This is a genomic window from Oxalobacter formigenes (assembly GCF_002127965.1).
In the GTDB taxonomy this organism is placed as follows: Bacteria; Pseudomonadota; Gammaproteobacteria; order Burkholderiales; family Burkholderiaceae_D; genus Oxalobacter; species Oxalobacter formigenes.
Genome location: NZ_CP018787.1, coordinates 80479 through 93883, shown reverse-complemented (window position 1 = coordinate 93883; position 13405 = coordinate 80479). Strand labels below are relative to the sequence as shown.

13 protein-coding genes and 3 tRNA genes are annotated in these 13405 nt (G+C 48.8%); 8 read left to right on the top strand and 8 right to left on the bottom strand.

Annotation, left to right across the window (positions count from 1 at the left end):
- Positions 1-117: 117 nt before the first annotated feature.
- Together dapB and BRW83_RS12100 are read right to left on the bottom strand one after the other, a co-directional pair.
- Entirely contained in the window at positions 118-924 is an 807-nt protein-coding gene (gene dapB, locus BRW83_RS00525; protein ID WP_005882552.1) for a 4-hydroxy-tetrahydrodipicolinate reductase, read from the bottom strand.
- Entirely contained in the window at positions 921-2171 is a 1251-nt protein-coding gene (locus BRW83_RS12100; protein WP_005882553.1) for an outer membrane protein assembly factor BamE, read from the bottom strand. The genes dapB and BRW83_RS12100 overlap by 4 nt, the downstream gene beginning before the upstream one ends.
- A gap of 109 nt (positions 2172-2280) precedes the next feature.
- Here BRW83_RS12100 and fur point away from each other — a divergent pair, with 109 nt between their 5' ends.
- Positions 2281-2709 carry a ferric iron uptake transcriptional regulator gene (gene fur / locus BRW83_RS00515; RefSeq protein WP_005882555.1) on the top strand — a complete coding sequence of 143 codons (429 nt, stop codon included), beginning with the start codon at positions 2281-2283 and terminating at the stop codon, positions 2707-2709.
- 69 nt (positions 2710-2778) lie between these two features.
- On the opposite strand, the gene BRW83_RS00510 is transcribed toward fur, so the two are convergent.
- Complete coding sequence (locus tag BRW83_RS00510) at positions 2779-4170, bottom strand: chloride channel protein (RefSeq protein WP_232451492.1); 1392 nt, start codon at positions 4168-4170, stop codon at positions 2779-2781.
- A gap of 42 nt (positions 4171-4212) precedes the next feature.
- Between BRW83_RS00510 and BRW83_RS00505 the strand changes: the two genes are divergently transcribed.
- Positions 4213-4713, top strand: coding sequence for a MarR family winged helix-turn-helix transcriptional regulator (locus tag BRW83_RS00505; RefSeq protein ID WP_005882557.1), 501 nt, complete (start codon positions 4213-4215; stop codon positions 4711-4713).
- A gap of 56 nt (positions 4714-4769) precedes the next feature.
- On the opposite strand, the gene groL is transcribed toward BRW83_RS00505, so the two are convergent.
- The 5 genes from groL to BRW83_RS00480 form a co-directional block, all read right to left on the bottom strand.
- Positions 4770-6416: a chaperonin GroEL gene (gene groL / locus BRW83_RS00500; RefSeq protein ID WP_005882558.1), complete on the bottom strand. Its 1647-nt coding sequence runs from the start codon at positions 6414-6416 to the stop codon at positions 4770-4772.
- Between the two features lie 64 nt (positions 6417-6480).
- Entirely contained in the window at positions 6481-6771 is a 291-nt protein-coding gene (gene groES, locus BRW83_RS00495) for a co-chaperone GroES (RefSeq protein WP_005882559.1), read from the bottom strand.
- A gap of 257 nt (positions 6772-7028) precedes the next feature.
- The gene (locus tag BRW83_RS00490; protein WP_036603340.1) at positions 7029-7295 is read right to left on the bottom strand and encodes a hypothetical protein; all 267 of its coding nucleotides are present in this window, start codon (positions 7293-7295) and stop codon (positions 7029-7031) included.
- A gap of 2 nt (positions 7296-7297) precedes the next feature.
- Complete coding sequence (gene feoB / locus BRW83_RS00485; protein ID WP_036603343.1) at positions 7298-9130, bottom strand: ferrous iron transporter B; 1833 nt, start codon at positions 9128-9130, stop codon at positions 7298-7300.
- Positions 9131-9153: 23 nt separating this feature from the next.
- The gene (locus tag BRW83_RS00480; protein ID WP_005882561.1) at positions 9154-9456 is read right to left on the bottom strand and encodes a FeoA family protein; all 303 of its coding nucleotides are present in this window, start codon (positions 9454-9456) and stop codon (positions 9154-9156) included.
- A gap of 130 nt (positions 9457-9586) precedes the next feature.
- Here BRW83_RS00480 and dacB point away from each other — a divergent pair, with 130 nt between their 5' ends.
- From dacB to tuf, 6 genes are all read left to right on the top strand, one after another.
- A complete protein-coding gene (gene dacB / locus BRW83_RS00475) occupies positions 9587-11008 on the top strand; it encodes a D-alanyl-D-alanine carboxypeptidase/D-alanyl-D-alanine endopeptidase (RefSeq protein ID WP_005882562.1) in 1422 nt (473 codons plus the stop codon).
- Positions 11009-11314: 306 nt separating this feature from the next.
- On the top strand, positions 11315-11617 hold the full coding sequence (locus tag BRW83_RS00470) for a hypothetical protein (protein ID WP_081442208.1): 303 nt from the start codon (positions 11315-11317) through the stop codon (positions 11615-11617).
- 192 nt (positions 11618-11809) lie between these two features.
- A tRNA-Tyr gene (locus BRW83_RS00465) sits at positions 11810-11895 on the top strand.
- 29 nt (positions 11896-11924) lie between these two features.
- Positions 11925-11998 (top strand) — tRNA-Gly (locus BRW83_RS00460).
- A gap of 22 nt (positions 11999-12020) precedes the next feature.
- Positions 12021-12095, top strand: a tRNA-Thr gene (locus BRW83_RS00455).
- 92 nt (positions 12096-12187) lie between these two features.
- The gene (tuf, locus tag BRW83_RS00450; protein WP_086131724.1) at positions 12188-13378 is read left to right on the top strand and encodes an elongation factor Tu; all 1191 of its coding nucleotides are present in this window, start codon (positions 12188-12190) and stop codon (positions 13376-13378) included.
- Positions 13379-13405: the final 27 nt, after the last annotated feature.

The window sequence follows — 13405 nt, the reverse complement described above, 5'->3', positions numbered from 1 at the left end:
TGCCACTCATTCCGGGATATTTACATGGCATTCACGTCATTCCGTTGAAAATATGCTTTTTATTTCCCTCATTTCCGCAAAACGTATTCCGGAAATGAGGGGGAACGGTATGGAGTATTACTTCAGGCCAAGAACGTCCTGCATGTCGAAAAGGCCGTTTTTCTTGTCGGCGAGGAAGCGGCATGCCCTGAGGCTGCCTTGCGCGTAAGTCGCGCGACTGGCGGATTTGTGAGTGATTTCGATACGTTCGCCAGTACCGGCGAAAAGAACGGTATGGTCACCGACGATATCGCCACCACGAATGGTTGAAAATCCGATGGTGGATGGATCACGTTCGCCAGTGATGCCTTCCCGGGAAAAGACTCCACATTCTTTAAGGTCGCGGCCAATGGCATTGGCAATGACTTCGCCCATTTTCAAGGCGGTTCCCGAAGGAGCGTCGACCTTGTGTCGATGATGGGCTTCAATCACTTCGATGTCGTAACCTTCGGCAAAGTTTTTTGCAGCGATTTCGAGGAGTTTCATCGTCACATTGACGCCAACACTCATATTCGGCGCGAATACCACGGAAATGGTTTCGGCTGCTTTTGCGATGGTTTTCTTGCCTGCTTCATCAAAGCCTGTTGTGCCGATAATGATTTTGATATTGTTTTTGACGCAATAATCCAGATGTTTCAGAGTTCCTTCCGGACGGGTGAAATCGATGAGATATTCAGCGCCTTCCAATGCCCTGGAGATATCCGATTCAACTGTAACTCCTGTTTTCTCCCCGAGAAACATACCGGCGTCGTTGCCGAGATTGGGAGAATCCGGTACATCGAGCGCACCGGTTAAAACGGCATCGTCCGCTTTCAGGACGGCTTCGATCAGCATATGGCCCATGCGGCCATTGGCGCCAGCAATTGCGATTTTCATTTTACTCATTGAATGTTTCCGATCAACTGATCATTCGGGGAAGCCGGGAGCATTTTGCCAGTCCGGCTGGGAATACTGATAGGTTCGAATGTCTTTATGTTATTTTGGGAAGAGGATGCTTCATCGTCAGTGCTATCGGCCTGAACCGGTTTCGCTCTTTCCAGACGTTTCATGCGTGGTGCCGGTTCAGGTTCGGATGTCGTGACAGAAGGATTGGCTGTTTCCGCAGGAATACTGGCAGGCACGGGCTGGTTCACCGATGCGGGAGTCTGGACAGGTTCGACAACTCTGACCGGTTCAACGGTTTCAACTGGTTCAACAACTTTGACCGGTTCAAACATTCTGACAGGCTCGGCAGCCTTTACGGGCTCTACGGTCTTGACTGGTTCGACAATTTTAACCGGTTCTGCAGTTTTGGCTGGTTCAGCTGCTTGAACGGTAGCTTTGACAGGTTCAACCGTTTTGACGGGTTCAACCACTTCAATTGGTTCAGCTGTCTTTACGGGCGCAGGCTTGCTGACGGGTTCGTCCGGAGCTGTGGACAGTTCGGCTTCTTTTTGTGATTTCGGTACCGTTTCCGTTTCAGTTACATCTGGAACTTTCTTTTCTGATGCCTTGTACTCATCAGTTGAACTCTTCTTCTGTTTTTCTGTCGGAACCTTGTCGCCGGCAATATTCGAAAGATATTGTGCTTCATCCGGCAAATTGTCGTGGACGATGCGATCGACCAGATTGTCCTTGAAGAATACCGTTACCCGGTTTGTCGTCAATGCGCCGTTCGGTTTCTGAAGCCTGAAGAGATAGTCCCAGCGGTTGGCGTGGAACATGTCGGTCAACAAAGGAGTACCCAGAACAAAACGGACCTGCTCTTTCGTCATACCGGGTTTCAGTTTGGAAAGCATCTCCGACGATACGAAGTTACCCTGCTGGATATCGACTTTGTATGGGGTCAGCTTACTGATCCATTTTCTCATGCCTTCCGGCTGCCTGTTCAGCTCGTTATCGTTTTCGCCAACAGGTTCGTTTTCTGTTCTGGTAACAGCAGGTTTTGTTTTCGGTACAGGTTTATCCGCTTCAATTGTCTTGACCGGTTTTTCATCTGTTGCTGCCGAAACAACAGATTTTTTATTTTCCGGCTGTTCAACTTCGTCAATGAGAGGATTCTTTGAGGCACAACTGATCAGCAAAACGGTTGTTGATGCAAGCAGTACAGGTGTGCGAATGAACCGCCACAGGCTGGCTATTTTGGTATGCATTACGAAGTTCGATCCTAGTAGCAATGATTGAGCAGATTTAACAAACACTATATGATAAAGCAGATATTAATACAGAACCAATTCAGAAACTCATATCATTCTCAAAACAATGAGCAATAATCCTGCCGAATTGAAAGCAACGGGTCTTAAAGCGACTCTCCCAAGATTGAAAATTCTTGAAATTTTTCAAAAGAATTCCGTGCGTCATTTGAGTGCCGAAGATGTCTATCGTTTGCTTCTGTCGGAAAACCTCGAAATCGGACTGGCAACGGTTTATCGGGTTCTCACGCAATTTGAGCAGGCTGGGATATTATCACGAAATTATTTCGAAACCGGTAAAGCCGTGTTCGAATTGAATGAAGGATCGCATCACGATCATATCGTCTGTCTCGATTGCGGTCGGGTTGAAGAGTTTCAGGATGATGAAATCGAGAAAAGACAGCATGAAATTGCGGATAAACATGGTTTCGAGATTGTCGATCATACTCTGGCAATTTACGGGCACTGTGTAAAACCGGACTGCAAACACAAAAAGTGAACAGGCAAGATTCGTTCTTTTGACAGAAATATTAAAAAAGCCGCTTTAAGCGGCTTTTTTAATGCTTGTTCAGGATGGCGCAGACCCGCTTTTTTTTGGTTCCGGATATTCAAAATTCTTGGCAAGAGCATGGTAAAGCGGAACGGGAGACACGAATTTTGAAACATAACTTGCGAGCAAGGCTGCCGTCATCAGTGAAAACAGCATGTGGCTGCTCCCTGTCATCTCCATGGTGATGATAAAAGAAGTCAGCGGAGACCGGGTGACCCCAGAGAGGTACGCAGCCATCACCAGAATAATCACGGCCCCATGTGGCGCCAGTCCAGGAAACAGTGCGAAGATATTGTCACCAATGCCAGCACCAACCGACAAGGTCGGTGCAAACAGGCCTCCCGGAATGCCGCTTAGTGTCGATACAAGCGTGGCGATGAATTTGGCGATGCCATAGAACCAGACGAGGACGTTTGTGTCGCTTTCCAGTGTCATGCGGGTAGGCTGGTAGCTGGTGCCGTAAACAAGGCCGTCAGTCATCAGTCCGAGAATAGCCACGATCAGGCCGCAGGCAGCCGCAAAAAGGACGGGGTGGCTTCGTACGACCCGTTTCACTTTTTCAGGTGGCGTGACCGAGATAATCTGGACTATCCGGCTGAACAGGCCGCCAATCAGCCCCCCGGCAATTCCGCATACGAGAACAGCCGGAACATTACCCAGCAAGGTCATGGTCGCGTCAGTTTTACCGAAATAGGTATAGTTGCCGACACAGGCAATCGAGACCAGACCGGAAAGAATAACCGTCAACAATGTCGAACTGTGGGCTTTGAAAACATATTTTTTGGTGAGTTCTTCCATGGCGAACATAATGCCTGCCAGAGGGGTATTGAAAGCGGCTGCGATACCGGCTGCACCACCTGCAAGAGCCAGAGTGCGGCGTTGTTCAGCCGTTTTCAGGGTGCCATATCCATAGAAAGCGTGCATGATGGAGGCGCCAACCTGTACGGTAGGCCCTTCACGACCGATGGAAGCACCGATCGTCAAGCCCCCAAGCAGCATGGCTATTTTGCCGAACAGGATTTTTATCGAAAGCAGATTGCTTTTTTTTGTGTGATCAGGGTCGTCGATGACGGCGATTGTTTGCGGAATACCGCTACCTTGCGTACCCGGAAAAAAACGTCTCGAGATCCAGGCGATCAGTGCAAATCCGGCAGGCATGTAAAAGAGTGCTGCCCAGGGAACGTGATTAACTATCCACTGATTGAGATCGAATGCGTAATTGCTCGATTCAGCCATGCCGACGCCTGCCAGACCGATAAGGACTGGCGCGAGTATCCATGCGCAGGTACGTCGCCAGTAACGGGCGGTTTTTTGAACGATAACCCTTTTGGTCGGATGGTGATGACTGAAATGCGGGAAAGACATAATGGCTAGTAATCGTGTGTTTTGCGTATTATTATATTTGGACAAATATATTTCAAGCTTATCTGGCTATTCAAGGCAATATTTTTAATGAGCGGAAAACCTAAATCGGTACAGCATTCACGTGAACTCCCGCATCTGGGAATTCTTCAGAAATTCCGGATTATTGTGAGTGCTGCCCAGAAATATTCCCAGCGGGTGGAAAAACAGCTTGGGGTGACTGGGGCACAGCTCTGGATCATGAAAGAAATCGATGTGAGTCCCGGACTGCGTGTCGGGGAAGTGGCAAAAAAACTCGCGATTCACCAGACGACGGCCAGCAATCTTCTGGATGCGCTTGAAAAGAAAGAAATGATTTGCAAGAGCCGTCAGGAAACGGATCAGAGAATCGTCAACCTGACGCTCACCGAAAAAGGACGATCATTGATGCAAAAAGCGCCGGAACCCGTCAGGGGCTTATTGCCGGAAGCCTTGTCCCAAATGAAGGACGACGATCTCATGCGACTGGGTGAGTCCATGGACGTTCTCTTGCACAGCATTCAGCAGGTGGACGAAGAATTTGCAATGCAACCGTTGCCGTTTACGATGTAAAAAAGCCTGCAGGAAAACCTGCAGGCTTTTGCGTAATGCGGGTTTGAGAGGTTGAATTACATCATTCCGCCCATGCCTCCCATTCCACCCATACCGCCCATGCCACCCATATCAGGTGCCGGTTTTTCTTCAGGGATGTCATAGACCATGCAATCCGTGGTCAGCATCAATCCGGCGATGGAAGCGGCATTCTGCAGTGCGGAACGGGTAACCTTGGCCGGATCGACAACACCCATTTCGACCATGTCGCCATAGGTGCCGTTGGCTGCGTTGTAGCCGAAGTTTCCGGAACCTTCCATAACTTTGTTGACTACGACGGAAGCTTCTTCGCCGGCATTGTGAACGATCATGCGCAGTGGTTCTTCAACGGAACGCATAACGATGTTGATACCTGCCTGCTGGTCGGCATTGTCAGCCTTGACCTTGGCGTTGGCACGGGCGCGCAGCAGGGCAACACCGCCGCCAGGGACAATACCTTCTTCAACGGCAGCGCGGGTTGCGTGCAATGCATCTTCAACACGTGCTTTCTTTTCTTTCATTTCAACTTCGGTAGCGGCACCGACCTTGATGACGGCAACACCGCCAGCCAGTTTGGCAATACGTTCCTGCAGTTTTTCCTTGTCGTAGTCGGAAGTGGCTTCTTCCATCTGGACGCGAACCTGTTTGACACGGGCTTCGATCGCATCAGCCTGACCGGCACCATCGATAATGGTGGTGTTTTCCTTGTTGACTTCAATGCGTTTTGCCTGGCCGAGTTGTTCCAGTGTGACGTTTTCCAGAGTCAGGCCGACTTCTTCTGCAATAACCTGTCCACCCGTCAGGATAGCGATGTCTTCCAGCATGGCCTTGCGACGGTCACCGAAACCGGGAGCCTTGACTGCGCAGGTTTTCAGGATACCGCGGATATTGTTGACAACCAGCGTAGCCAGAGCTTCACCTTCGATGTCTTCAGCGATGATCAGCAGCGGACGGCTGGCTTTGGCGACTTGTTCCAGAACCGGCAGCAGATCGCGGATATTGGAGATTTTCTTTTCGCAAAGCAGAATGTAAGGATTGTCCATCGTGACAGTCTGTTTTTCTGCATTGTTGATGAAGTAAGGAGACAGATAACCACGGTCGAATTGCATACCTTCGACGATATCCAGTTCGTCATTCAGGGATTTGCCGTCTTCAATGGTAATGACGCCTTCCTTGCCGACTTTTTCCATAGCTTCGGCGATACGTTCACCGATGGAGTGGTCGCTGTTGGCGGAAATGGAACCGACCTGTGCGATTTCCTTGCTGGTGGTGCAAGGTTTGGCGATTTTTTTCAGTTCTTCGATGGTGGCTTCAACAGCCTTGTCGATGCCGCGTTTCAGATCCATTGGATTCATACCTGCAGCAACGTATTTCATACCTTCGCGAACGATGGCCTGTGCCAGAACGGTAGCGGTCGTGGTACCGTCACCTGCGTTGTCACTGGTTTTGGAAGCGACTTCCTTGACCATCTGTGCGCCCATGTTCATGAGCTTGTCTTTCAGTTCGATTTCCTTGGCAACGGAAACGCCATCCTTGGTGATGGTCGGGGCGCCCCAGGTGCGTTCCAGAACAACGTTTCTGCCTTTAGGGCCCAGTGTGACCTTGACGGCGTCTGCCAGAATATTGACGCCTTCAACCATTTTGTTACGGCCGCTATCGCCGAATACGACTTCTTTAGCTGACATGAAATTCTCCTAAATTAAATGTTTGTATGCCTGTGGAAAGCCTTTTGAGGCTTTTGCATGTTGATCAGTTCTGGACAATTGCCATGACATCGGATTCATGCATGACGAGCAGTTCTTCGCCTTCAACCTTGACGGTCTGGCCCGAATATTTTCCGAAAAGAACGATGTCGCCGACTTTTACGTCGAGTGGCAGAACTTTGCCATCTTCCAGTACTTTGCCATTGCCAACGGCGATGACTTCGCCTTGATCAGGTTTTTCTGCCGCGTTATCAGGAATGACGATTCCGGAAGCGGTGGTTTTTTCCTGGTCGACGCGTTTGACAATGATACGATCTTGCAAAGGACGAAGTTTCATAGTGATTTCCTTATAAATCAAAGTTTTATGTTTTATAGATAACGGCCTGAACGCTTCAGGCCACCTTAAATCTTTTGTCCTGTCATCAGGATCAAGAGAGCATGTTGTTAGCACTCTCTTCTAATGAGTGCTAAGTATATGGGCGGCACATAAAGATTTCAAGATATAAGAAAATATTTTTTTCTCTTTGTGCGAAAACACAAAATATGGCGATAGATGGAAATTAGAAAGCAGATCAGGGGCTTGAGTCCGGAAATTTATTTGTCCATATCCGTTTTTTTGACAATACGGATGGGATGAACGTTTTCCTTTTGCGGAGGACATTTGCTGCAGCCACAGCAGTTGGGAAGATTGTTTTTCAACTGGTCGGGATTCATTTTTTTTGCCAGTCCTTCCGCATTCATCCATGTGAACAGTCTGAAGAGGCTGCTGCGGATACGGTATTTTAGCGCATAAGAAGCCCCGTACCGGTAAAGAATACAGACCGATAAAATGATGATACATGTGACAATCAGATTCTGCATATTCACGAACCCAGGAAAAATCCGGCAATATGGTAAGTCGCGAATGAAGCCAGATAGGCCAGACAAAACAGGTAAACCGCTGCAAATATCATGACCCACCATGAATTCGTCTCACGCTTGATGACACCCAAAGTCGCAAAACACTGTGGCGCAAAAACGAACCATGCCAGCAACGATAAAGCAGTCGGCAAACTCCAGCTCGAAGACAGGAGCGAGGATAGCACGACAGACAGATCATCTCCACTCGCTGAAAGCGCATAAACGGTTCCCAGCGCACTTACCGCGATTTCCCTTGCGGCCATTGCCGGAATCAGGGCAACCGCGATTTGCCAGTTGAAACCGATGGGTTTGACAATATATTCCAGTAAATGTCCGAGTTGTCCCGCAAAACTGTACTGAATGGCCGGTCCGACAGCTCCTTCAGGAGGCGACGGGAACGTTGACAAGGCCCATAACAATACGGACGTGGCGAAAATGATCGTACTGACTCTGATCAGAAATATTCGTGCGCGAATCCAGAGCCCTATCGCTACATTTCTGATTTGAGGCAGATGATAGGAGGGAAGTTCCATCAGAAGAGGCTGGTATTCGTTTTTCCCGACGAGCTGTTTCATGATCCAGGCAACGAAAATTGCGGCTACGATACCGCAAATATACAGGCAGAAGAGAACAAGTCCCTGAAGATTGAACAGTCCCAATGTCCTGTTTGGAATGAAAGCGCCGATAATGAGCGAATATACGGGAAGGCGTGCCGAGCAAGTCATCAAAGGTGCGATCAGAATGGTAATGATCCGGTCTTTTTTGTTTCTGATTGTCCGGGTGGCCATAATGCCCGGGACAGCGCATGCAAAACTGGAAAGCAAAGGAATAAACGCATGACCGGAAAGGCCGATGCTGCTCATCAGCTTGTCGAGCATAAAGGCTGCACGTGGCAGGTAGCCTGATTCCTCCAGAACCAGAATGAAAAAGAACAGGATCAGGATTTGCGGCAGGAAAACGACAATACTGCCCATCCCGGCAATAACTCCGTCGACGACAAGACTGCGCAAAATTCCGTCCGGAAGCATGACAGTGAAAAGACTGCCGACACTTTCAACTCCGGCCTCGATCCATTCTTTCGGAAATTCTGCCCAGCTGAAAACAGCCTGAAACATGAAAAACAGGATAGCCAGAAGAATGGGGAACCCCAGCAAGGGATGCAAGACAAATGCATCAATGCGCTGATTCAGTGAATAGGTATCGGCATTTTTCCTGATGGCCGCACCCAGTATTTTTTTTATGTCGGCTGACTCATCGGGATTCCGGACAGACGGACGGTTTATCAGGTCTTCCGGCTTGTCTAGAATGTCGAGAAGCGACTTGATGCCATCCGACTGAATGGCGGTGGTTTCGACAACCGGGATGCCCAGTTCTTTTTGCAATATGTCGAGATCGACGACCTGCCCGCTTTTTCTGGCAAGGTCAGTCATATTCAATGCGAGAACAGTGGGATAACCCAATTGAATGACATCGATGATCAGTTTCAGGCTTCTTTTCAGATTCGTTGCATCGGCAACGAAAACAACCAGATCGATGGGAATGTCTTTTGTCTTGTCGATCAGCGCACTGCGCGTGATTTCTTCGTCCTGGGACAATGGTGTCAGACTGTATATTCCGGGCAGATCGATAATATGAAATTGCCGCCCGGCTTCAGTTGTGAGAGAACCTTCCTTGCGTTCGACCGTGACACCGGCGTAATTGGCGACTTTTTGATGAGAACCGGTAAGACGGTTGAAAAGGGCAGTTTTTCCGCAATTGGGATTGCCGATCAGGGCAATGGAAAGAGGATGATTCATTGCGAATGAGTTTCCAGAACGGATCAGTCAGCGTCGTTGCTGGCCTGTACGATGCGGATTTTTTCGGCTTCAGAACGACGAAGTGCAAAAATGGAATTGCCGACACGAATAGCCATCGGGTCTCTTCCGGGAAAAGCTTCAGCGTGAACCACTATTTTTTCACCTGGCAAGAAACCAAGTTCCTGCAGCCTTGTCTTCATAAAAAGAGTCTCCTCATCATCGGCAAAGCCGATAATGATTGCAGAATCGCCTTTTTTGAGTTGAGCCAGATTGTCTATCGGCGTATCAACAGGGGCGGACAAGTTTTTTAGTAGAGCAAGGCCCATGAATTTATATTTTAAATGATAATTATTCTCAATTATAAACGTTTCTCTTTGTAAAATACAACAGGCAGGGCTAAGCTTGCGATAAAGTGAGCGGGCCAGCTGACAAATAACCTTGAAACAACGTTAGAAAATGAGAAAGCTAAGTACATTCTGTCGAAAATGGTTTTCCGGATTGTTTTTTATTCTGGCATTGCCTGTTTTTGCACAGCAATTGCCGTCTTCGGTTAAATATGAACTCGAACTGGCAGGTATACCGGAAAATTCTGTCGGGATTGTGGTTGAACAAGTGGACTCAAATGTCTCGCGATTGACTCATAACGCCGATATCGCTTTTGCACCGGCTTCGACAATGAAGGTGCTTACCACCTATGCTGCGCTTGAATTGCTGGGCCCTTCTTATACATGGGAAACCGGTGCATACATCTCGGGGAAACCTGAAGATGGTGTTTTATATGGGGATTTGATTATAAAAGGCAGCGGAGATCCTGTTTTCTCACAAAAAGAGTTATGGCTGTTCATACGCCAGATACAGGATGCAGGGGTTCGTGATATCCGGGGGAATGTCATTTTAGACAGAAGCGTTTTCAAAACCGGGTCTTTCGATGCTGCCGCTTTCGATGCCGAACCTTTAAAACCCTATAATGCAGGCCCTGACGCCCTTCTTTTGAATGAAAAGAAAATCGATGTCAGGTTGGTTCCGAATGAATCGGAAAATACGGTCAAAGTGGTTTTCGAACCACGTCTGGATGGAGTGAAAATCACGCCTCCACTGTTATCGAATGGGGAGTGCGGTAACTGGAAAAAAGACATCGTTCTTCAATTCGATGACCGGCATGCCAATTTCGATGGAATATATTCCAGTACCTGTCAGGAAAAAATCTGGTCTGTTCTGCCATATCAAATGAGTAACACACGTTATTTCGAAAGTGTCTTTTCAACGCTTTGGAAAGAAGCGGGAGGACGTTTCAAAGGAAGGTTTGTCGACGGCACATTGCCGCCGGAGGCATTAAAAATTGCAGAGTGGCGTTCTCCGGAACTGTCTTCCGTTGTGTCAACCGTAAACAAACACAGCAACAATGTCATGGCACGCCAGTTGTTGCTGGGTATCGGGCATCACGAATTGGGTGATAATGCCGATGAATCAATGGGCATTAAGGCTATAAAAAACTGGCTGGCAAGCAAAAATATTTCTTCCGGCGATCTGGTTATCGAGAATGGTTCGGGCTTGTCCCGTCTGGAAAAAATATCGCCTTTGACGATGAGCCGGATTCTGAAGGCGGCATTTCATTCCCCGGTGATGCCTGAATTGATGTCTTCTTTTCCTATTGCGGGTAAAGACGGGACGATGTCAAAACGGCTGAAAGAAGATGCGATTGCCGGGAAAGCCCATATCAAAACCGGAGCGATCGACAATGTCAGGGCAATAGCTGGATACGTTCTGGCAAAAAGCGGACGGCGCTATATTGTCGTTTGCATGGTCAACGATCCGAACGCGAAGCTTTCACGCAATATGCTTAACGAACTGTTGAACTGGACTTATGAAAATAACTGAATTTCAACAGTTGTTTCTAGTTGAAAAGCCATGCCTTGGCGAAGTAGTAGACGCCCATAATGAGAAAAAAGATGGCAAGGCCTCGTAAAAAGGTCGTCATCCATCCGGTTTTTTTGGGTTGTTTATCCTGAGCCATTTTTTGTCGTTTGATTGTTTTGAACGGGCTGTCTTTTTCACCGGAGCCGGTATGTGAAAGACGGCGCCGGTGAAAAATTCTGTTACATATCTTACAGTATATGAATAGGCTGGCGTAACCAATTCCGCTTTAATGTATCTCATGACATTCTTTTCCAAGTGGAGAAAATCATGGGAAATGCAAAATTGTTTTCATATCTCGGTTCAATAGTGCTGGCTGCGGGTACTTTTCTATTGCCGGCTACTGCCAGTGCAGGAAACTGGTCGGTCAATATTGGCGTTCCTGTCGTGGTAGCGTCACCTGTGCCTGCAGTCGTGTATAGCGCACCGGTGGTACCCGTAACCACCGTCGTTCAGCCTGCTCCGGTCGTATACCCTTATGTTTCGGGCGTTGTCGTGTCCCGGCATCCGGTTCCTCATTATTACCGTGGAAGATATCGCGGCCATCGCGGATATCACCGTGGTCATCGCTAAATAGATGTCTGTGCAGGATTATTGTGGTTTTTTTGTTAAAAGCGACGATTCGACGAGTCCGGATTCAACCTTAAAGCGTTCAAAGGCCATTTGAGGCGTATAATTGCGCGAAAATCAAATCAAATTGTTGTTTATCTGAAATAGGTGCGTTGACTTGTGTTGCTGTATCTGACATAATTCGAGGTTCCTTGCGGAGAGGTGGCCGAGTGGTTAATGGCAGCAGACTGTAAATCTGCCCTCTTACGAGTACGCTGGTTCGAATCCAGCCCTCTCCACCACAAGATTAGGCAAAATGAAAGTAGCGAGTGCGGGTGTAGCTCAATGGTAGAGCCGAAGCCTTCCAAGCTTAAGACGAGGGTTCGATTCCCTTCGCCCGCTCCAGTCATTTTGCTAAAGATTAGTTGCCCTTGTAGCTCAGTGGTAGAGCACTCCCTTGGTAAGGGAGAGGCCACGTGTTCAATCCACGTCAAGGGCACCACAGATTGTGCTTTTCAAAAATGGTGTTTTGTTTGCATCGCGTAGAAGTCGGGCGTGGGTCTTGATATTCTCTTCATTAGTTAGGAGTTGAAAATGGCAAAGAGCAAGTATGAGCGGACGAAGCCGCACGTAAACGTAGGAACAATTGGTCACGTTGACCATGGAAAAACCACCCTGACAGCGGCGATAGCGACCGTATTGTCCAAGAAATTCGGTGGAGAAGCCAAAGACTACGACCAGATTGACGCGGCGCCGGAAGAAAAAGCTCGTGGCATCACCATCAACACCTCCCACGTCGAATACGAAACCGCAGCAAGACACTACGCCCACGTAGACTGCCCGGGTCACGCCGACTACATCAAAAACATGATCACCGGCGCAGCCCAGATGGACGGAGCCATCCTCGTCGTATCCGCAGCAGACGGTCCGATGCCACAGACCCGCGAACACATCCTGCTCGCCCGTCAGGTAGGTGTGCCATACATCATCGTATTTTTGAACAAATGCGACATGGTCGACGACGCAGAACTCCTGGAACTCGTCGAAATGGAAGTCCGTGAACTGTTGTCCCGCTACGAATTCCCGGGCGATGACATCCCAATCATCAAAGGAAGCGCCAAACTCGCCCTCGAAGGCGACGCAGGCGAACTTGGCGAAACCGCCATCCTGGCCTTGGCAGACGCATTAGACAGCTACATTCCGACCCCTGAACGTGCCGTAGACGGCGCCTTCCTGATGCCAGTAGAAGACGTATTCTCCATCTCCGGACGCGGCACCGTCGTAACCGGCCGAGTAGAAAGAGGCATCATCAAAGTCGGAGAAGAAATCGAAATCGTCGGCATCAAAGAAACCGCCAAAACCACCTGCACCGGCGTCGAAATGTTCAGAAAACTGCTCGACCAGGGACAGGCAGGCGACAACATCGGCGTATTGCTGCGCGGCACCAAACGAGAAGAAGTCGAACGTGGACAAGTCCTGGCAAAACCAGGCTCCATCAAACCACACCTGAACTTCGAAGGAGAAGTCTACGTACTGTCCAAAGAAGAAGGTGGACGTCACACCCCATTCTTCAACAACTACAGACCGCAATTCTACTTCCGTACAACAGACGTAACAGGCGCCATCGAACTGCCGAAAGACAAAGAAATGGTCATGCCAGGCGACAACGTCAGCATCAGCGTCAAGTTGATCAGCCCGATCGCCATGGAAGAAGGCCTGAGATTCGCCATCCGTGAAGGCGGCAGAACCGTCGGCGCTGGCGTCGTCGCTAAAATCACTGAGTAATTTTTGTTCCCCCTCTTTTGAGGGGGC